Raw genomic sequence first — 20,360 nt, forward strand, 5'->3', positions numbered from 1 at the left:
CACTAGAGTGGCGTTAAACGGTTGTAAGCCAAATTACTAGAAGAGTAAGAGGGATGGTGCCAACTATTCGGTGATAACCTGAACCCATCTGATGAAATATATGAATGAAATCGAGGAGTTAAAGGAAGAACTGAGACAAGCACAACTGGCTTACCAAATGGCAGCACAAATGAGCCAGTTTAAAGCCGGTTTTTTGGCTCGCACTTCCCATGAGTTGCGATCGCCACTAAGCAGCATGATTGGCTTACATCAGTTAATTCTGTCGGATCTCTGTGAAAGCCCAGAAGAACAAAAAGAATTTATTACTCAGGCTTACCAGTCAGCATTGAAGTTAATGAAGCTGATCGATGAGATTGTGGCTGTATCCAAAACAGAATATGGCAGCAATCGATTAAATTTAGAATCTCTGCAACTCAAGGAAATATTTACTGAAATTGATCGTTTGACTCATCTTCAAGCAGCTAATCACAACCTTCAATTAGAAATTATTGAGCCAGACCCTACGGTTTATGTATATGCAGATCGTTCTCGGTTAATCCAGTTAATATTTAATTTAATTGATAGCGGTATTAGTTTGATGGATACAGGTAACATCAAGGTATCTACTGCCGATGTAAGTTTAGACACCGTTACCATTGAAATTGATCTAGAGTGCCCTACTGAACTCTGGTATGAGCAAAAAACTAGCGAACCCAATCTAGAAAGTAGCGATTTAGCTGATATCCGTAAGTTATTGCAAGAAATTAGCTTGTCTCCCAATATGAAGCTGTTATTGTCCCAAACTTTATTAGAAACAATGGGAGGAAATCTAGAGTTACTAGATCTTGCCCCTCAGAACAATCAATTACCTTTAACTCGAGTAGTTTTAACCTGTAAAACTCCTAGCTAAAGTGTTTTCCAAAAAGTAAAAGAGTTAAAAAATATATTCCTAAATAACTCAGAAACATAATTTTTCAACTCTTATTCTTCGTAAAGTTATTCAAATCAATAACAAAAAAAATTTTTCTCAAAAAAACAATTTTAGGCAATATTTAAATATTTAATAGTGATTTTTACTTTGTTGAGTACATTCTTGTTCCCAACATCTTCTAAATAAAGTAATTTGATATAAATACCAAAAATGTCTAAAATTCCAAACAGAATATTTATGAAAAAGCTGCTGATTAATATATTGCCAAAATAGATTAGCTGTTAATTTTATTTTTCTATTCATCGACCAAAAGTCCTTTTTTGATAATTTAAATTAGTTTTGATTCTTCTTCTATTATTAATTTGCCCAATTAAATATCTTTCCCCTTGGTCGGAATTACTTAAAATTTAGTGCTAATCAATTAAATATCAAGTATTCTTACGAATTGCCAAAAACCAGATATTATGTATTAATTGGTTTTACTTCTAATTATGTCGAGGGTAATTCGACCACTAAAATTAGGAATAGGTGCGGCTGGTTTCGATAACCGAACCTGAACTTGGTTGACTTTTTCCAGACTGAGAAGCTTATCGGCGATCGCACTAATTAACTTCTCTACCAAGTCAAACTTAGCCGTAGTAATTTGCTCTTTAACAATTGCGATCGCTTCCCGATAATCTAAGGTATCTTCAATGCAATCGCTCTTTCCTGCTGATTCTAAGTCCACCCACAAAGTTAAGTCCACTTCAAACCACTGCCCTAAAACTCGTTCCTCTGGAAGATAACCAACATATCCATAAGCGCGAATACCGCTAACTTGAATTGAATCCATTTTTGATTACTGATTACTGATTACTAATTACTGAGTTTAGACTTGATAATTGAAGTCAAAATTTTACCAATTCTTTCAGCATCCTCTAAAAGAGGCTGTAGTTGTTTCTTTTCAATTATCCCTGAATCAATTAATATCTCCAGCCAAAATATAGTCTCGCTGCATTCTTTTCTGCTAACTCTAAGTTTATGAATAAAATCAGCATTTGATTCGGCATATTTAGCTTCATATAAATTTGCGCCAACTGAAGTTCCAGAACGAATTAATTGATTGCTTAAAGTGCGTCTGGCTCCTGGTGTCTGTTCTATCCAGTTGCATAGCTTAACTATCTTAACAGCAAACTTTTTAGCAAAATCATAAATATCAATGTTAGATTTTTCCACAAGTAAAAACTATGACGCCTGACACGATTGAACTTATAAATTTAATATCAAAGCATAGAATTTCAATAGTTTTGGGCTTCAGTAATCAGTAATCAGTAATTAGTAATCAATATGGGTAAAAGGTTTAGCATCTGATCCAGTGTAAGTAGCTGCAATGTGACCATTACCAGTTACTTTGTATTTATAGGTCACTAAACCTTCTAAACCAACAGGACCCCGAGGAGGCATTTGTTGAGTACTAATGCCAACCTCCGCACCAAAGCCATAGCGGAAACCATCTGCAAACCGCGTTGAACAGTTATGGTAAACTCCTGCCGCATCGACACGATCTTGAAACATGACAGCAGCTTGTCGATCTTCGGTAATGATCCCATCGGTATGTTTAGAACCATACTGGTTAATATGAGCGATCGCTGTTTCTAGAGAATCAACTATTTTAATAGCTAAAATTAAGTCGCTGTACTCTGTTTTCCAGTCATGTTCATTGGCGGGAGTCGCATTAATTATCTTTCTGGTTGCTTCATCTCCCCGCAGTTGCACGCCTTCTGCTTCCAAAGCAGTAGCAATCTGGGGTAAAAATTCTTCTGCAATATCCTGATGCACTAGTAAGGTCTCAATTGCATTACAGGCTGCGGGATAGTGGGTTTTAGCATCGACGGTAATATTTATGGCCTTGTTGATCTCTGCCGCACTATCAAGATAAAGATGACAGATCCCATCTGCGTGACCCAGAACAGGAATACGAGTGTGATCCTGAACATAACGTACGAAAGAGTTTGAACCTCTGGGAATAATTAGATCTACATACTGATCGAGTTCTAGTAGCTGTTTAATTTCTTCCCTAGTAGTTAGAAGCTGCACCACATCAGAGTCGATCTCAGTAGAATCTAATGCTCGGCGAATTACTTTGGTTAATACCTGACAGGAGTTAATTGCTTCTCTGCCACCCTTAAGAATTACACCATTACCCGACTTAATTGCCAAACTAGTAATTTGAATTAAGGCTTCAGGACGAGCCTCAAAAATAATTCCTAACACTCCTAAAGGACAGGTAACTCGCTTTAAAATCAAACCTTCATCTAGCTCACGATGAATCTGATTTACCCCAACTGGATCATCTAGTTTAGCTACATCTCGCACGCCGGCGATCGCTGCTTGTAGTTTTGATTCTCCTAGCTTAAGTCTGGCGTACAATGCAGGAGCAATATTATCTGCTTCGGCCACTCTAAGATCTGCTTCGTTAGCAGCTAAAATCTCTAATTTAGAAGCCTCTAAAGCTTTAGCTATTGCTTCCAAGGCATTATTTCTAGCTTCTGTAGACAATACCGCCAGCTTTCCTGCTGCTACGCGAGTTTGTTGCGCAATTTCAATTAAAGAGGGTAATGCTATCTCAGAGATAACCATACTTGTTACTGATATTTGAGGTATCAATAATTTTAACGGATTGAGTAGACTATCATCGCAATTTTTTATTATATTTTACGACTAAATAGATAATAAGACGTTTAATTTTAAGACAGTTATTTCAATAAAACTTTACTGATGTTGGAATTAGACCATGTATTTGTTTGTGTATCCAATGAACTAGACCTTGATAATATTGCAACTGAGTTTGGTTTAAATTTGTCAACAAAACAAATTCATCAAGGTCAAGGAACTGCTAGTAAATGTGCTTTCTTTGATAATGCGTATTTAGAGTTTCTTTTTCCCGACAATGTCAAAGAATTGCAATCAAATTTAGTACAACCTCTATCTCTATGGGAAAGGATTCAATGGAAAGACACTGGAGCAAGCCCATTTGGAGTATCTTTTAGATTTATCCGAAATACAGAGCAGAATATTCCCGTCCCAACGTGGTCATACAATGCACCATTTTTGCCAAGAGGTGCGACTATTCCCATAGTTACGCCTCCCAACTCAATGTATGAACCTTTACTATTTATTTCAAAAGTAACAAAAGCCCCATGTGAAAGAAATTTATCTAATCCTTTGTTACTTGAGCATAGAGGAAGTAAACATAGACTCACTAAAGTCAAAATTAATACAACATCTAATCCAAAACTTTCAGAAGAAGTTCAATGGTTTTGCTCTAGAAATCTGATATTTATTACCAAAGGAACTGAAAATCATGTATATCTTGAATGGGATGTTGGAAAAGAAGGGATGACAATCAATTTAAAGCCTATTCCTATATCAATTCGATGGTAGTTTAGACTTTAAAATGAGTTAGATGGAATCAAAAAAATGTATCTCCCATGTTGAGACTGCGCTGTGCTTATTTGAACAAAGACATTAGCCCGAGTATTTATGCTTATTCAGAAACCGATGTGCTTCCTAATGTGTCAATTTCGACGATGCTATTTTGATTGACGCTATTGTAAAAGAAACAACAACTTTTGATAAATACATTAGGAGCATGATTGAGCCAATAAACCAACTTTCCCATACCTGTAAAACCAACAGGGGTGAAAGACTAATATTTATTGGGGGAGCACCTCGCTCTGGAACAACATTAGTTCAGAATATTCTCGATTCGCACCCAGATATTTGTGGTGGTCCAGAATTCCTCTTACTCAGAGAGATTATCTATTTAAGAAGGGAAATACATCAAAATATTGGCAAAGAATTTCTTTCAGCTCTTTGTTCTCATGAAGAGGCGGATCAAAAAATATGCTCCCTGATCGAAAATTTTTTTCTCCCATTAGCTAATCAAAATAACTGTAAATTTTATAGTGAGAAGACTCCTGAAAATATTCTAGTGTTCTCAGAGCTAATCGAATTATTTCCTGCCTCGCATTTTATCTATGTGGTTAGAGACCCTAGAGCAGTAGTTTCATCACTACTTCAAGTTGGCAAACGCGCTCAAGAGAAAGGAAGAAATCGAGTAAAATATATTCGTAACATAAAAAATGCTATTGCTCATACTAAAAATTGCCTTGACAGTGGATTTTTATCTGTTAGCAAAACTCCCACAAAAATCCTACTATTAGTTTATGAAAACTTGGTAACAGAACCCGAAAATGAAACCAAGAAAATTTGTGATTTTTTGGGTATTGAGTGGTCAAAACAGATGCTAAAACCTTCCAAATTTGAACATTTTGGTGAAAAAGCGATTACCAAAGAAGAGATTTGGTATGAGCAAAAAATGTATAATAGAAATCCTGAAGTTAGTGAAATTGATAAATGGAAAAATTTACTTACTTCCAAGCAAAAAATGAGAGTATTTTTAGCATTTAGAGAAAACGATGAACTTCAAAAGTTAGGATATCAAATTTCAGATAAAGAGATATCTTTAGTTGCTCGACTCCTTGGTAAGATTGAGCATACTCTTGTCAATACAGTAACAAGAACTAAATTACTATTGAAATTTCGAAAACTCGGAAATAAAATAGACCTTATTGGAAATAAGTAGACAGAGACGGTAACATCATGCTACTAATACCTATCCTGGTCTAGTATTCTGTCAATTAATAATTGACGGGTAAAGGGAAAGGTGAAAAGGTTAAAAGATAGTTTTTAACTGTAAAAATATATCCATCATTAATTAGTTGACGCAGCACTAGAATATGTTTCTTACGCCAAACCACAAAGCAAGCTCCGGGTTTCTCGGAGCCTGACTGATAAACCTTGCCAGAATTTGAGAACTGCTGCCCAGCTTTGAGAAGGCATGGCAGGATTATATCTACTACCCATTACATATCCCAAAATGGTCTCAACGGAGTTATGGGTATGTTCAGAAGGTAGTAGAGTAAACTATTGTACAGTTTTTTAAGACTTTGAAAAAATCAATATAGTTCTGTAAATTTTTTTCCATTGAAATGTAACAAAATATATTAACCGATTCCGTTAACTATTCGGATAGTATCATTAAGTTACACGACTACAATACATCGACTTTTTTCCCACGACTACAATAAATCACATCGACTTTTTTCCCACGACTACAATACATCGACTTTTTTCAATGAAATCCTCATTTTTAGCAGATATATTAAGCCTATTTTATTGGAGAGGTTACATTGTTCACCAGGGTAACAAGTAAGTAATAGGTAATAGAGATTATTCAATATTACTGAAGATTACTATAGTTGCTTCCAATGCACCATAAAACTAATTGCTAGTCGTGAAAAAAATTTAATCAGAATTATTGCCTTATGAAAGTGGTCTATTTCATTCAAAGCCATAAAAATCCGGAACAAGTTTGTCGGTTAGTTAAAGTTATTAAAATGTCTAGTCCTAATTCATTAGTTTTACTCAGTCATGACTTCAGTTGTTCTTCTCTAGATTTAAACGAACTGAGGCAATTTTATGGAATTGAACTCATCAAAAGAAATAAATCAGTCAGACGTGGTGATGACTCTGTTTTAGCAGTTTATCTAAATGCTATAAATTGGTTATTTGAAAATAATTTTGATTATGACTGGCTAGTTTGTTTGTCAGGTCAGGATTATCCAGTTCTTCCAATTCCAGAGATTGAAACCTTCTTAGCTACAACAGAATATGATGGGTTTATCAATTATTGGGATATATATTCAGAAAAATCTCCTTGGGGTAAAGAAGGAGGCCAAAAACGCTATTTTGCCAAGTATATAAAACTTCCAGAATGGAGCAAGTGGTGGCTCAGAAAAATGACGAGAATAGAGCCTTTCGTACCTTTTTTAAATATACAGTGGCGGTATGCTCTGATCGGACTTCAAGCCCATTCAACTCCTTTTAGTGATAATTTTAAATGTTATGGAGGATGGTACTGGAATACTTTATCTAAAAAATGTGTTGATTTACTAAGAAATTATTTAGTGAAGCATCCTGAGCTATTGAAATACTATCGAAGAACTCTCGCTCCTGAAGAATCTATTGTTGCTACTATTCTAGCCAATAGTAAAGAAGTTAATATTTGTAATGACTGTCTACGCTATTTAGATTTTCCTGCAGAGCTTGCGGGCTGCGCTCGAAATTTAACTACTGTCGATTATGACAAGATTGTTAATAAAAACTTTCATTTTGCCAGAAAATTTGATCCCAAGCCAGAAAATAATATTCTGGATTTACTAGATGAACGACTTAATGCTAATGCTAGTAATAAAGCTGAATCTTCAAACCTTGTCAGAGTAAGGGAATGTTCAATCTAGCTATGAAAAAGGAGAGGGCACAACCTGATTCGTTATGGTTATATCGCAAAGAATCTATCTTAACTTCTTTAGTAGAATGGATCCCCAGAGCGCCAGGTATTGTTCTAAGAAATTGGATTTACAGTTCTCTTTTTGCCAAGATAGGTAGTTCGGTACGCATTGACTCAGGAGTAGAATTTATTCAACCTCGGTATATAGAAATAGGCAACAACGTCAAAATTCATCGTGGAGTTCAGATTAGTAGTTCAGCCAAGAACAAAACCAAAGTAGGAAACAATAGTGTTTGCTTTGAAGATCAAGTAATCATTTCTTCTGGTGTTCAGATTAATACTTCTGGAAATAACAGTCGAATTTATTTGAGAAAGAAAGTAAACCTTGATCATGGTGTTGATATTAGAGCTCTTGACCAAGGAAATATTGAGATTGGTGAATTTACATATATTGGTCCTTACACTTGTTTAGCTGGTCCTGGCCCGATCAAAATTGGGAAGAGCTGTCTTATCGGCTCTCATTCAGGAATATACGGTAACAATCATAATTTTACAGATCCTAACCGTAAGATTGTTGAACAAGGAATTACCTGCAAGGGAATTGTCATTGAGGACGACTGTTGGTTGGGAACGAACGTTAAGGTTTTAGATGGAGTCACTATCGGTCAAGGTAGCGTAATCGGAGCAGGAGCAGTAGTAAATAAAGATATTCCTCCTTACTCAGTAGCAGTTGGCGTGCCGGCTAAAGTAATATCTAAGCGAACAGGGTGATGCTCCCGTTGTTCTTGCATAACTTCGATCACCACAATCAGCTTATTTTGTTTGTCGAGTACAGATAGCGATCGGCTTTAATTTTTCGTAAAGTCGATCTTCATCCTTTCCACCAGCAAAAATAAAAAGTTTTAATCATCTTATCCGTACTATTTTTTGGCAATTAACTTCCTTTTTTGACTAAGGCTAACAGTTCTGCTTTTTCTTGTTCTAACTGCTGAACCGTACTTTGTAGAGTTTCGATTACGCTGAACATTTCCATGGGATCAAAAATACGCAGCATACTAGTCTGGGTAATAATTCCTAATCCTTGCCCCCAATTCCATGAGACCACTAATCTACGGACTCTTCTGCGCTGCATTTCTTGATGTGCAGATAACAATGAATCTTCTGGACTTAAAAGAAACAATGGGGTACTCATGACTTGCTCAACTTCCAAGTTATCTAACCTAGCTTGCAAGAACTGAAACTGTAAAATGTCTCTTTCGGTAATAATGCCCACAGGAATCAAGATATTTTCTGCTTCGTCTCCTTCGGTAATGATCACACAACTCACTCGATTCTCTGCCATCAATTGGGCGATATTCAACACCGTTGTATTTAAGGGAGCATGAATAATATTTCTACTCATTACATCTGAGACACGTCTTAACTTAAGTAAATTGGCTGGACGTATCGCCTGACGGATAGTTTCTGGTGAGATAACACCAATTAACTGCCCTGCATCATCGACGATAGGTAAGTGACGAATACGATAACGACGAAACAAAAACAGTGCTGCAAATATATCTTGGAAATTTTCCCGGAGTAGAGTCACCACTGGTTGTGTCATTACCTCGGCAACGGTCACATCAGCAAACACTAGTTTGGCAGCAGTGAGCTTGACAATATCTCGCTCGGTTAAAATGCCTAATATTTTTGAGTCTTCCATAACTAAGACACAACCAGAACGATTTTTGTCTCGAAAGAAAAATTCTGAGTGATAGTCTTCAACTAGTTCACATTTAGTTCCTTTAGCTTGACCCATCAAGGCGATCGCCTTAGTCAAAGAGACATCTGGTTGAACTATTAGAGGATGACGATCAATTGCTATTTCTAAATCTGGTGTAGTGAATAATTGGTCATTGGATTTCATAGTAAGACCATAAAAAATTTTTCTGGGTCGTCAAGATTGTTTTAGTAATAATTTTCTTATTTTTATATTAAGTATTATTAAAGTATTAAAAATTTATTTTAATTAAATTTAATTAAATGTTTGTCTAATTATTTCTGCTCATCGAATCCTTGTGCTTGGTTGAGATAAATATTTAATCAGACAAATATTTCTAACCAAAAGCGTCTTGCGATCAAACGACGTTTTTTTGACTCACTTAGGGTTTATTATTAAAAGGGATGTTACAAATAAAAAACTATAGCTTTTATTGTATATTGTTTATAAGCATTTATAGGTGTCGATTGATTAAAAGGAGTTTTTGATACCAGAAGTTCGCTTGGTTCTCCCATAAAGACGGTCAAGCACTCGTTTAATTGAAATTCTGCGCCATTGTTGACCACGCTTGGTTTTATAACCATGGCGATTTAACCAGTCAGCAATCTGCTGAAGAGATTTCCCAGATTTGTGGTGGCGACGAATTAATTCAATAATTTCTTGTTCATGAGGGTCTGTTACCAATTCTCCGTTAACAACCTTTTGACCAAATGCAGGAGAACCGTAGCCAGCGTACCCACCCTCGGCAGCTTTAGCCTGTCTCCCCTTTTCTAATCTTTGCCAAATTTCATTATGGGTATTGAGATTTTCGGCGCTCATAGTGATTAAGCAAATAAGCATATATATACATAAGTTTATCAACAAAAGTTTCATCTCTAAACAAATAAGCAGAATCAAACCATGGCAACATACAAAGTAACTTTAGTTAACGAAGCCGAAGGATTAAACCAAACCATTGAAGTAGCAGACGACCAATATATATTTGATGCTGCTGAAGAAAACGATATCGATTTACCTGTTTCTTGTCGTTCTGGTTCTTGTTCTAGTTGTGCCGGAAAAATTCTCTCAGGAACTGTCGATCAGTCTGAACAGGCGTTTCTAGATGACGATCAGATGGAGCAAGGATTTGTGCTGACTTGTGTCGCCTTCCCTACTTCTGACTGCAAGATTATGACTCATCAAGAAGACGAACTCTACTAAAATCGAAATTTAAAATTTATTTATTTACTAGATTAATCAAATGACTTCTGAAACCAAAGCAAATTACGTTGATAAAAGTGAATTTGAACAGTTACTTGCTGAAAAGGAGCTGCTAGTTGCTGACTATACTGCATCTTGGTGTGGTCCGTGTCGTGTAGTTGCGCCCTTAATCGATCAATTAGCAACGGAATATAGCGATCGCGCGACAGTTGTTAAAGTTGATGTTGACCAAAATAAAGACAACGCCAAAAAGTACGGTATCAGAAGTATTCCCGCTGTACTAGTGTTTAAAAATGGTGAATTAGTAGAAAGCCTATTCGGAACAAAACCCTACGAAACCTACAGCAACATCTTAGAAACACAACTGAGACTTTAGAGCTTGTTAGCATATTGGAGGCATTGATTTAAAAGTGAGGGATGAGGGATGAAGAGTAACAAAAGTTGGCAACTGCACTAAATCATTTTTTCTTTTGAGTCTTGGCTATGCAGATGTTAAGCACAAATTTCTTGATAATTCATCCTTAATCCTTTCTCAAATTGTTTCCAGTTTTCAATCGAATTCTCATATAAAACTCTATCCAATGGATCAAACTTACACCATCCCCTGTTCCAATTGTGGTGGTCAGGCGATTCGCAAGCACTTTATCAGCCAAGCAACAAAATATGGTAATTGTCCAGAAAATCGAGTAATTCAGACAGAATGCCCTAATTGTGATTATTTGCTGATTATTTGTTCTCTAAGTGGCGATGTCATCGAAGCCCATGCTTCAAGCACATCCAATTTTACTAGACAGCAAAATATCAACAATTCTCCCCTAGCTATTCCCAAAAACAATGGTTCAACAATGTCCCGGCTGACAACATTGTCGACATAAATATTTGGCTGGCAATTTTTAGCTACATTTTTAATAACTGCAATAAATTTTAGGAGATAAAAATCGATGCTCTCAGCCAGAGATATCATGACTACAAATGTAGTTACTGTTAATGGTTCTGCCACAGTCGCCGAGGCTGTAAAGTTGATGAAAGATAAAGGATTAAGAGCATTAATTGTCGATCGTCGCAGCGATCGCGATCCTTACGGTATTGTCACTGAAACCGATATTGTTTATAAAGTGGCGGCTTTTGGACACGATCCTAAAAAGATGCGGGTTTATGAAATTATGACTAAACCCTGTGTAGTAGTTAATCCCGATTTAGGAGTAGAGTATGTGGCGCGGTTATTCGCCAATACTCGTATTCGTCGTGCCCCCGTTATTGAAGGGAAATTATTAGGAATCATCTCTATCAGCGATATTCTCAAAAAAGGTGATTTTGTTGAGAAACCGAAACAACTATATATCGAAGACAGAATTGAAGTTGCTCGCGAAGAAGCTCGTGCGATCTGTGCTGCTAAGGGAGCAACTTCTCCCGAATGTGCTGCAGCCTGGGATCAAGTAGAAGAATTGCAAGCGGCAGCAGCGCATAAACGTCAAGAGAAAAAAAGCATGAGTTCTTTAGAAGCTTATTGTGCTGAGAATCCTGACGCTGAAGAATGCCGAATTTACGAAGATTAGTTACCAAGGTTTTCAACTAGAGGAGAAATCACTATGATGCAAGCTCAAGAAATTATGACTAGGGATGTTGCTACCATAAGTGGTTCGGCAACAGTTGCTGATGCCGTCAAGCTGATGAAAGATAAAGGTTTGCGTGGTCTCATTGTTGAACGTCGCAGTGATACCGATCCTTATGGTATCGTCACTGAAACCGATATTGTTTATAAAGTGGCAGCTTTTGGACACGATCCTAAAAAGATGCGGGTTTATGAAATTATGACTAAACCCTGTGTAGTAGTTAATCCCGATTTAGGGGTAGAATACGTGGCGCGGTTATTTGCCAATACTCGTATTCGTCGCGCACCAGTAGTCAAAGGTGAGTTGTTGGGCATAATTTCTATTAGCGATATTCTCAATAAAAGTGACTTTGTAGAAAAACCCAAGAGTGAATTTGAACTATATTGCGAAGAAAATCCTAGTGCTTTAGAAGCAAGAATGTACGACTAACTTGCACCAAAGAAATTTACTAACAACAATCTAAATGTTCTCGCTCTCAGGGAAATGGTAATTAATCGCCATTTCCCTTTACTTTGTTTGATTGTTAATTTCTCCTAGTTTTTCGGGAACACTGATACTAATGGTCCATGTCCTGTGAATAGCTTTCAAAATGACTAGACACTGAGAGGTTTAAAAGTGCTGCGACGTGCAATCTAGTTAATTAAGTTAGAAAACTTAAAGCTAACCTGAAACTAAGCTGAGAATATCGAAGTTATCAATGGTACAGCAACAATCTGAGAATTTAACCCAGTCAATTAATGATCAAGATTATCATCGGACTTTATGGAATAATTCCCCTATTCCCCAAGCAGTCTATCAATTTAATGGCACAATATTAGACGCTAATCAAGCTTTTGCCAATCTCATTGGTCGAACATTAATTGCTACTTTAGGGTTAAATATCTGGGCGATTACCCCTGCTAAATATCACGCTAGTCAATCGATAGATCGAGCTAGCCTAGATACCAAAGGGAAATTTACCGCAGAGCGTTCTTACTTAGATGCTAATGGACAACCTATTCCTGTTAGTCTGTCAGGAGTAAAAATTGAACTAGAAGAACAAAGTTTGATTCTACTGAGTGTAGAACAAGTTGGTTCTCCATCATCAAGCCCACAATTTTCAAAATCAGTTTCAGAATTACAATCAATACTAGATGCAATGCCGATGGCAATTTTCTGGAAAGATTGTAATTCTGTGTATTTAGGTTGTAACCAAAGATTTGTCGAAGTTTCTGGTTTTAATAATCAGTCAGAAATTGTAGGTAAAACTGATTATGATTTACCTTGGAAAAAAGAAGAAGCAGACTGGTTTCGGGAATGCGATCGCCGAGTAGTTGAATCTCAAACTTCTGAATATAATATTATCGAGCCACAACAACAAGCTGACGGTAGCCAAAGATGGCTAAAAACCAATAAAATGTTGCTTCACGATAGTCATCGCAATATCGTTGGCATAGTAGGAACCTTTGAAGATATTACTGAAAGAGTCGAGTTAGAACAGCAATTACAGACACAAACTCAAAATCTAGAAAACTTGATCGCCAAAAGAACTGAAGAATTAATTGCTAGCAAAGCTCGTTTTGAAAAATTAGTCGTCAACGTTCCAGGGTCAATTTATCAGTTTAAGCAAGAAATTGATGGCAGCTTCTCATTTCCCTATATTAGTTCTGACTGCCATGAAATATGTGAAGTTTCTTCAGACTTACTGATGTCAAATTCAGAGCTAATCTTATCTCTGATTCACCCTGAAGATTTATCTAGCTTTGAACAAGTGGTAGAAAAATCGGCACAAACTTTACAGCCTAAATATTGGGAAGGTCGAATTACCACTCCTTCAGGTAAAACCAAATGGATTCAAACTGCATCTAAACCTGAAAAACAGGCTGATGGTTCGATAATTTGGGATGGACTAATGATAGATATTAGCGATCGCAAACAAGCAGAGCAAGAATTAAGAGAATCGCAACAATTACTTCGTCTAATTTTTGATACCTTACCGCAAAGATTTTTTTGGAAAGACAAAAACTTTAATTATTTAGGATGTAATCAGCTATTTGCCCAAGATGCAGGATTAAACTCCCCTGAAGAAATTATTGGTAAAAACGATTTTGAATTAAGTTGGCATAAGTCTGCTCATCTGTATCGTGCTGATGACGAGGTAATTCTAGCTGGTGGAACACCTAAAATTAATTATGAAGAATCTCAAATTAGAGAAGATGGCTCAATATTAATACTCAGAACCAATAAAATAGCTTTAAAAGACAAAAATGGTCGTATTATTGGTTTATTTGGCTCTTATGAGGATGTTAGTGATATCAGTAACCAAAAACAACAAACTGAAAATGCTAAAGACTTTTTAGAAAAGGCAATAGATAGTATTAGTAGTCCGATTTTTGTTAAAGATACAAATCATCAGTGGGTATTAGTTAACGATGCTTACTGCAAATTTATCGGTGCTTCTAAAGCTGAAATTTTGGGCAAATCTGAACCAGACTTCTTTCCTCAAGAACAAGCAGATATTTACTGGGCAAAAGATGAGCTGGTTATGCTCTCAGGAGGTCAAGAAATTGATGAAGAACCTTTTACCGATGAAGAAGGAAATGACAAAATAATTATTACCAAGAAATCCTGTTTTCAAAATCTTGATGGCAATACATTTTTACTAGGAATGATTACTGATATTACTGATGTTTAGTATTGCCTCGGCTTGCTCGGAAGAGATATTGGATATGTTAGCTATTAGCCATTAGCCATTAGCTTTTAAAACAAGTTTCATTTTTAATCATCTGAACAATTTCTAACGCTGTGGCAGGTGCAAGCAAGACTCCATTGCGATAGTGAGCTGTAGCTAGCAAAATATTGTTGTAGCCTGATAATTTGCCAATAATAGGGGCAGGGATACCTTCTGGACGAGGGCGTTTACCCGACCAAGTTTTGGAAATAGTTGCTGTTTTTAATTGAGGACAAAAGACGATCGCTTCCTGCTTTAGTTGTTCTAGAGATTTAGGATTGGCAAAACTTGCACCTGATTCCGTTGGAAATTCGACCGTTGCCCCCAGCCAATATTCTTGATTACCCAATGGTACGATGTGGATATCATTGCCTGTCACTACAGGTTGAAAATTGGGATGACCTAAAGGACTATCTAGCTTAAATTTAATCGCTTGTCCTAGTACAGGTCGAATGGGAATTGTTTGGTGCAAAGATCTAGTCAGGGGAGTTGAACCTAATCCCGCTGAGATAATTACTTGCTCTACTTCTATTTTGTCGGTAGAGGTTACTAGTTGACGACAGCTTAATTGTTCGTTTTCTTTTGCTGGTTGAGTGAGAAAATTTTCTACTGTTGACCCAAAATGAAACTTGACTCCATTCACTGTTGCAGCGGCTACCAAGGCATTTGTCAATTTAACAGGATCAATTTGTCGATCTTGAGGAGAATAAACTGCGCCTATAATCTTCTCATGAACAAGATGAGGACACTGCTGACTCACATAATCGCGATCGCCAATTATTAAGTCCCACCCCTCATGTTTTCTAAATTCTTGTAATTTTTGCCATTTGTCTAGATTATCTCCTGCAAATAACAGCTTAAAGATACCTTGGCGATTAACAGGAATATCCAGTCCAGTGATTGCTTCAAGTTCGGGGATTAAAGTTTCATAACGTTTTAAACTAGTAGCACGAAGTCGCCAAGCTCTACCTTTTTTCTTGTGGCTAATTGCCCCCATCAGCACGCCTAAAGCTGCGCCTGTGGAACCAGAAGCAGGAGTATTTTTTTCGATTACCGTGATCTGCAAGTCTGGAATCAGGCTTAGTTCATAGGCGATCGCGGCTCCCACGACACCGCAGCCAATTATGGCAATTTTACTCATAACTATTGATTATAGATACTTAAAAGGCTCGGCAATGCCAAGCCTTTCTCAAGTTAATTTACTAGTATCAGATTAAATTAAGCATTATCATCAAATTCAGGACTAATTTGCTCAATAGTATCTTCTATTTCCGCCTTGACTCCTTCAAATATAACTTCCGCTTCTTCCATAGCTTTTGCTGCTTGGTCAACTGGTTTTTTAGTTTCGGGAATCAAGCTGGAATAGGAATCTAAATCAGACACCACTTCTTTATATTGGTTAATTGCCACCCTATAGTTTTTCTCATCAACAGCAGCATCAATATTTTCAATATGCTTAAAAATATCTTTAGCCACATCTAGTGCTGGTTTTTGTTCGTCAGGGAGCAAAGCATTAGACAGATAAGTTAAGTCTCTTCTGATTAAACCTAAAGGACCATGCAGAAAATTATCTGCATTGACCCAATCTTCATTGGTAATATATTGACCTAATTCAGGAATTCTTTGACGAGCTACATCAAGAGGAATACGATAAGTGCTAATTTTCTGTAGCTTTTCGGGAGTATAAGTAGGTGGTGCAGATGCACTAGGACCACCGCAGCTAACCAAAAGAGTTGTAGCTAAAACTAATATTAAAGAAAGAATAGGACGGAAAATTTTCATCTTGCTCAAAACAAACTTTGTTACTTTGACTTAATTTTCTCAGGAAACCTGCATCTTTAAAAAATTTTACGGCGGAAAAACTGCAAAATTTCGGTAGCGATATCCGATGACCAGTGTTCTTGAGGATAATGTTTAGCCTCAGGCAACTCGACTAAAGTAATCTCTGAGTTAGTAGCTGCCAGTTTTTGGATATCAGTAACATTTAACCAGTTATCTGCTGTTCCCCAAATAATTAGAGCGGGTTTTGCCCACTGACTTAGTCCAGTTTCAATTTCCTTGGTAGTGTTTTCTAACTGTAATTTTTTGAGGATAGCCATTAAGGATCTACCAACGTCTGAACTTTGCAAAAATGGTTTCCGCAATACATCAAGATCTTCATCGGCCACTACAAAGCCACTGCCTTTTTCGATCGTGCGATCAACCAACAAAGGATCTTGAGTCATCATGTCCCCTACTAGGGGAAATGTCATTTGTTTCATAGCCCAAGGCAGTTTGGCACTGGTAGTAATAGGGGTATTTAGGATAATCAATCCTTCTATCTGTTCGGGATTCTGGAAAGCATACTGCAAACCAACCGAACCCAAAAATCCTTGAACAACTAAATAAAATTTGTCTAACTTTAGAGCGTTAATTAATTCAGTTAAGGCTGTTAAAAAAGCTTCTGGTGTATAGGCAAAATTTCTTTGATTGGGTTTATCAGAAAATCCACATCCCAGCCAGTCTGGGGCAATACTGGGAATCTCTTCATCGGCTAAAAGAGACATCATTTTCTGCCACGTATAGCTATGAGAAGGTAAACCATGTAAAAAAAGTAGAGGTGTACGTTCGCTTTCTAACTCTGTTTGACGATAAAACCACTGAAATTTACCTGCTTGGATTTTATCTCTTTTTATTGACATTTATTTTTTATTTTTTGTTAATATTAACTCTTTGAGGAAGCATACCTTATAAAGGATGAAAGCAAAAATTGGTCGAATTAATTTATATTGTTTGTGAAATAACTTGAAATATCAAAAGTGACGAAAAAGATTTTGCTAACAGGTGGTGGTTCTGCTGGTCATATCACTGTCAATATAGCTTTAATTCCCTTGTTGATTGAGTCAGGGTGGAAAATAATATACATTGGTTCTTTTGATGGAATTGAACGAAAATTAATCTCAGATTTTTCTGAAGTAACTTATTACAGCATTTCTACAGGCAAATTACGACGATACTTTGCTCGACAAAACTTTACTGATTTTTTCCGCGTGCTAAAAGGAATAATTGAAGCTTATAAAATTATTCGTTATGAACAGCCTAAAGTTGTTTTTTCTAAAGGAGGTTTTGTTTCTGTTCCTGTTGTGCTTGGTAGTCGATTGAACAATGTACCAGTTATTTCCCATGAATCTGACTTGACACCAGGGCTAGCAAACCGTATCAATATGTATTTTGCTCAAAAAATTTGCACTACATTTCCAGATACCCTTCAGCACCTACCCAAAGATAAGGCAGAATTTATCGGGGCAATAGTACGTCCAGAGCTAAAACAGGGTAATTCTGAAAAAGGACGTCTTTTTTGCAATTTTGAGTCGACCAAACCAGTGATTTTAGTTGCAGGTGGTAGTCTTGGCTCTGTATACATCAATCAAACAATACGCTCTCTTCTGGATTCATTATTAAGAGATTTCCAAATTATCCATATTTGTGGAAAAGGTAATGTGGAGCAAGATCTAAAACAAGAAGGCTATCAGCAATTTGAATATGTATCTAATGAACTGGCGGATTTAATGTGCCTTGCGGATCTAGTGATCTCTCGTGCAGGTTCTAATTTTATCTTTGAATTCTTATCTCTCAAAAAACCGATGATTCTGATTCCCCTATCAAAAAAGTCCAGTCGTGGCGACCAAATTGAGAACGCTCAAGTTTTTAGAAAACAGGGGTTTGCTGAAATGATTTTGGAGGAAGATTTAACTAAAGATAGCTTGCTTGATAAAATTCACACGGTATTTAATAACCGCGAAGAGTATATCAGTAGAATGGAAACTTGGAATAGCGATCGCTCACTATCTAAATTATTCGAGCTGATTACTAATCAACAAAATTAAGCAGTAAAAATTTCAATTAAATCTAAAGTGAATCCTGGTAACACATCTTCTCCCGAGAGAGTTTGAGGATTGTTTAATATCTCTACTGGTTGCCCATACCGATATATCTCAACTATTTTAGCCGATGGCTCAATCAGCCAACCTAGTTTGACTCCATTGTCTAAATACTCTTGCATCTTTAACTGTAAATCTTCGTATCGCTGGTTTTTTAGGTCACTAGGGCTTACTAATTCAATTACAAAATCAGGAGCTAGTGGTGGGAATCCATCTTGTTGTGCTTGAGTCAGTTGATTCCATTTTTCTAGTTTAATCCAACTAGCATCAGGACCTCTCCTTGCTCCACTAGGTAAAATAAAAACCGTTGAAGAATCAAATACTTCTCCAGTACTATCTCGATCAGCCCAATTTCCCAATTGTTGTGTTAAGCGTCGATTTTTTCTTCCTGCTGTTCCTCCCGTAGGACTGATAACAATTAACTCTCCAGTATCAGTCAACTCCAATCGCGCTAGTTGTTCGGCAAAAGCTAATTGCTCAAATTGTTCTGGAGTTACGCGAAATCCCTGAGGAATGGCGATCGCTTCCATTGCTGAATCCTCTAAAATTAATGTCTTTAATTACTATTTTATTATTTTTGAAATAAGTTACAGACTAACTCTCCTGGGCTATTAGATTTGAGAGGTATGGGATATTTGCCCTTGCGAGTCAAAGTGCGATCGCGACAGTTGTAGATTTCTTGGTTTCTTTGCCTTTGCCCGTCAATACTGACAGTCGCTCGATATTCCCAATAGTATTTTGCACTGCGTTTTAGCTTGAGAATACAGATCTGATGTCCATCCCGCACTCCACACATTTCTGCATTAGCTATTGGCATAAACACAGACCAAAAAACTAACGATAATAACAAAATTAACCGTTTATATCTCACTATGTTGTCTTTTTTCCTTTCTTCCTCACTTCCCAATCTCACTATGTCCGCCAAAAATCAATAAACTTCTCACACAGGTGGTAATTCCAGGGGGATAGCCCCCATGTTCCCTGTACGAAAATCATACAGTATTTGACGGGCAACCCTTTCCTTGTCACCTTTGTAAAAGCGATCGCTTACTAATTGAATAAAGGCTTCTCCAGTCATTCCAGTAGGGTCAAGCTGAAAGCGAGATTCGAGTGCTTTACTAAAACCCAACTCCAACAATAAATCTACTGCTGCGGCTGCCACGATTTGATTGTCATAGGCAGACTGACCAATATCCTCACAAATAGCTAATTTTACTGCATCACGCTGATTTTCGAGTCGCCAAGGAATTACACCTGGAGCATCAAGCAATTCAATTTCATCAGAAATTCTGACCCAGCGTAACTGACGAGTTACACCTGCCCGACGCTCACTGACAACTACTTTTTTACCCACTAAGCGGTTAATCAGGGCAGATTTACCTACATTGGGAAATCCAATTACCACTGCACGGACAGGACGAGAACGCATTCCGCGATCGCGCCGACGCTGATTCATTGCTACTCCTGTTTTTTGGGCAGCACTTTTAATTGCTTTGATTCCCTTGCCTTGTTTAGCGTTAGTAAAGTATGGTTGTTCATCTTGTAATTTGAACCACTTTGACCAATCTTGTCTAGTTGACTCAGGAATCATATCCATACGATTAAGGACGATGATGCGAGGTTTATCACCAATCCAATTGTCGATTTGAGGATGATGAGAAGCTAGAGGAATTCTGGCATCAAGTATTTCTAAAACTACATCGACTCGCTTGAGCTGTTCTTTAAGTTGCCTTTCGGCTTTGGCGATATGACCTGGATACCATTGAATCGGAGGAGCAGACATAAATAATCGTGAAAGAGCAAAGATAAAAAAACCCATAGACTTAATCTAGGGGTATAGTAATTAATTAGCAAAGATACTGCCAAAAACTATCTTCTGTAATTTTTACAAATAAATACTTCTATCTACTTATA

At 37.0% G+C, this 20,360-nt stretch carries 23 protein-coding genes; 12 read left to right on the forward strand and 11 right to left on the reverse strand.

Going from position 1 to position 20,360, the window contains the following annotated elements:
* The first annotated feature begins 100 nt into the window (after window positions 1-100).
* A complete protein-coding gene (locus PLEUR7319_RS0126845; RefSeq protein ID WP_019508322.1) occupies window positions 101-889 on the forward strand; it encodes a sensor histidine kinase KdpD in 789 nt (262 codons plus the stop codon).
* 490 nt (window positions 890-1,379) lie between these two features.
* Here the strand turns inward: PLEUR7319_RS0126845 and folB are convergent, their stop codons facing one another.
* The 3 genes from folB to proA form a co-directional block, all read right to left on the reverse strand.
* Window positions 1,380-1,742, reverse strand: coding sequence for a dihydroneopterin aldolase (gene folB, locus PLEUR7319_RS0126855; protein WP_019508324.1), 363 nt, complete (start codon window positions 1,740-1,742; stop codon window positions 1,380-1,382).
* A 23-nt stretch (window positions 1,743-1,765) separates the two neighbouring features.
* Entirely contained in the window at window positions 1,766-2,125 is a 360-nt protein-coding gene (locus tag PLEUR7319_RS0126860; RefSeq protein WP_019508325.1) for a four helix bundle protein, read from the reverse strand.
* A gap of 99 nt (window positions 2,126-2,224) precedes the next feature.
* Window positions 2,225-3,529, reverse strand: coding sequence for a glutamate-5-semialdehyde dehydrogenase (proA, locus tag PLEUR7319_RS0126865; protein WP_019508326.1), 1,305 nt, complete (start codon window positions 3,527-3,529; stop codon window positions 2,225-2,227).
* Between the two features lie 138 nt (window positions 3,530-3,667).
* On the opposite strand from proA, the gene PLEUR7319_RS0126870 reads away from it, so the two are divergent.
* The 4 genes from PLEUR7319_RS0126870 to PLEUR7319_RS43230 all read left to right on the forward strand — a co-directional run bounded on the left by PLEUR7319_RS0126870 (window position 3,668) and on the right by PLEUR7319_RS43230 (window position 8,015).
* Window positions 3,668-4,333, forward strand: coding sequence for a VOC family protein (locus PLEUR7319_RS0126870; protein WP_019508327.1), 666 nt, complete (start codon window positions 3,668-3,670; stop codon window positions 4,331-4,333).
* Between the two features lie 154 nt (window positions 4,334-4,487).
* On the forward strand, window positions 4,488-5,537 hold the full coding sequence (locus PLEUR7319_RS0126875; protein ID WP_144054390.1) for a sulfotransferase: 1,050 nt from the start codon (window positions 4,488-4,490) through the stop codon (window positions 5,535-5,537).
* 814 nt (window positions 5,538-6,351) lie between these two features.
* Window positions 6,352-7,254 carry a beta-1,6-N-acetylglucosaminyltransferase gene (locus PLEUR7319_RS0126880; protein ID WP_237743622.1) on the forward strand — a complete coding sequence of 301 codons (903 nt, stop codon included), beginning with the start codon at window positions 6,352-6,354 and terminating at the stop codon, window positions 7,252-7,254.
* Window positions 7,242-8,015 carry an acyltransferase gene (locus PLEUR7319_RS43230; RefSeq protein WP_019508330.1) on the forward strand — a complete coding sequence of 258 codons (774 nt, stop codon included), beginning with the start codon at window positions 7,242-7,244 and terminating at the stop codon, window positions 8,013-8,015. Before PLEUR7319_RS0126880 ends, PLEUR7319_RS43230 begins: the two co-directional genes overlap by 13 nt.
* Window positions 8,016-8,178: 163 nt before the next feature.
* Here PLEUR7319_RS43230 and PLEUR7319_RS0126890 read toward each other — a convergent pair whose 3' ends face one another.
* Window positions 8,179-9,150: a CBS domain-containing protein gene (locus PLEUR7319_RS0126890; RefSeq protein ID WP_019508331.1), complete on the reverse strand. Its 972-nt coding sequence runs from the start codon at window positions 9,148-9,150 to the stop codon at window positions 8,179-8,181.
* Between the two features lie 324 nt (window positions 9,151-9,474).
* Window positions 9,475-9,822, reverse strand: a complete 348-nt coding sequence (locus tag PLEUR7319_RS0126895; protein WP_036799169.1) for a recombinase family protein — start codon at window positions 9,820-9,822, stop codon at window positions 9,475-9,477.
* Between the two features lie 81 nt (window positions 9,823-9,903).
* On the opposite strand from PLEUR7319_RS0126895, the gene PLEUR7319_RS0126900 reads away from it, so the two are divergent.
* The 6 genes from PLEUR7319_RS0126900 to PLEUR7319_RS0126925 all read left to right on the forward strand — a co-directional run bounded on the left by PLEUR7319_RS0126900 (window position 9,904) and on the right by PLEUR7319_RS0126925 (window position 14,490).
* The gene (locus PLEUR7319_RS0126900; protein WP_019508333.1) at window positions 9,904-10,203 is read left to right on the forward strand and encodes a 2Fe-2S iron-sulfur cluster-binding protein; all 300 of its coding nucleotides are present in this window, start codon (window positions 9,904-9,906) and stop codon (window positions 10,201-10,203) included.
* Window positions 10,204-10,243: 40 nt separating this feature from the next.
* Complete coding sequence (gene trxA / locus PLEUR7319_RS0126905) at window positions 10,244-10,579, forward strand: thioredoxin (RefSeq protein ID WP_019508334.1); 336 nt, start codon at window positions 10,244-10,246, stop codon at window positions 10,577-10,579.
* Between the two features lie 205 nt (window positions 10,580-10,784).
* Window positions 10,785-11,078, forward strand: coding sequence for a hypothetical protein (locus PLEUR7319_RS41710; protein ID WP_192816075.1), 294 nt, complete (start codon window positions 10,785-10,787; stop codon window positions 11,076-11,078).
* A gap of 66 nt (window positions 11,079-11,144) precedes the next feature.
* The gene (locus PLEUR7319_RS0126915) at window positions 11,145-11,759 is read left to right on the forward strand and encodes a CP12 domain-containing protein (RefSeq protein WP_019508336.1); all 615 of its coding nucleotides are present in this window, start codon (window positions 11,145-11,147) and stop codon (window positions 11,757-11,759) included.
* Between the two features lie 33 nt (window positions 11,760-11,792).
* A complete protein-coding gene (locus PLEUR7319_RS0126920) occupies window positions 11,793-12,245 on the forward strand; it encodes a CBS domain-containing protein (RefSeq protein WP_026102811.1) in 453 nt (150 codons plus the stop codon).
* 268 nt (window positions 12,246-12,513) lie between these two features.
* Window positions 12,514-14,490: a PAS domain S-box protein gene (locus tag PLEUR7319_RS0126925; protein ID WP_019508338.1), complete on the forward strand. Its 1,977-nt coding sequence runs from the start codon at window positions 12,514-12,516 to the stop codon at window positions 14,488-14,490.
* Between the two features lie 58 nt (window positions 14,491-14,548).
* Here PLEUR7319_RS0126925 and PLEUR7319_RS0126930 read toward each other — a convergent pair whose 3' ends face one another.
* The 3 genes from PLEUR7319_RS0126930 to PLEUR7319_RS0126940 all read right to left on the reverse strand — a co-directional run bounded on the left by PLEUR7319_RS0126930 (window position 14,549) and on the right by PLEUR7319_RS0126940 (window position 17,207).
* Window positions 14,549-15,667, reverse strand: a complete 1,119-nt coding sequence (locus PLEUR7319_RS0126930) for an FAD-binding oxidoreductase (protein WP_019508339.1) — start codon at window positions 15,665-15,667, stop codon at window positions 14,549-14,551.
* A gap of 77 nt (window positions 15,668-15,744) precedes the next feature.
* Complete coding sequence (gene psbQ / locus PLEUR7319_RS36850) at window positions 15,745-16,308, reverse strand: photosystem II protein PsbQ (RefSeq protein ID WP_019508340.1); 564 nt, start codon at window positions 16,306-16,308, stop codon at window positions 15,745-15,747.
* Window positions 16,309-16,364: 56 nt separating this feature from the next.
* Window positions 16,365-17,207, reverse strand: a complete 843-nt coding sequence (locus tag PLEUR7319_RS0126940) for an alpha/beta fold hydrolase (protein WP_019508341.1) — start codon at window positions 17,205-17,207, stop codon at window positions 16,365-16,367.
* 117 nt (window positions 17,208-17,324) lie between these two features.
* On the opposite strand from PLEUR7319_RS0126940, the gene PLEUR7319_RS0126945 reads away from it, so the two are divergent.
* The gene (locus tag PLEUR7319_RS0126945) at window positions 17,325-18,392 is read left to right on the forward strand and encodes an undecaprenyldiphospho-muramoylpentapeptide beta-N-acetylglucosaminyltransferase (protein WP_019508342.1); all 1,068 of its coding nucleotides are present in this window, start codon (window positions 17,325-17,327) and stop codon (window positions 18,390-18,392) included.
* Here PLEUR7319_RS0126945 and PLEUR7319_RS0126950 read toward each other — a convergent pair.
* The 3 genes from PLEUR7319_RS0126950 to ylqF all read right to left on the reverse strand — a co-directional run bounded on the left by PLEUR7319_RS0126950 (window position 18,389) and on the right by ylqF (window position 20,265).
* Window positions 18,389-18,976 (reverse strand): Uma2 family endonuclease, encoded by a 588-nt coding sequence (locus tag PLEUR7319_RS0126950; protein ID WP_019508343.1) that lies wholly within the window; start codon window positions 18,974-18,976, stop codon window positions 18,389-18,391. The two genes, PLEUR7319_RS0126945 and PLEUR7319_RS0126950, sit on opposite strands and share 4 nt — an antisense overlap.
* A 41-nt stretch (window positions 18,977-19,017) precedes the next feature.
* The gene (locus PLEUR7319_RS0126955; protein WP_019508344.1) at window positions 19,018-19,263 is read right to left on the reverse strand and encodes a hypothetical protein; all 246 of its coding nucleotides are present in this window, start codon (window positions 19,261-19,263) and stop codon (window positions 19,018-19,020) included.
* Window positions 19,264-19,386: 123 nt separating this feature from the next.
* Complete coding sequence (gene ylqF, locus PLEUR7319_RS0126960; RefSeq protein WP_019508345.1) at window positions 19,387-20,265, reverse strand: ribosome biogenesis GTPase YlqF; 879 nt, start codon at window positions 20,263-20,265, stop codon at window positions 19,387-19,389.
* Window positions 20,266-20,360 lie beyond the last annotated feature (95 nt).

This window comes from Pleurocapsa sp. PCC 7319 (genome assembly GCF_000332195.1).
Lineage (GTDB): Bacteria > Cyanobacteriota > Cyanobacteriia > Cyanobacteriales > Xenococcaceae > Waterburya.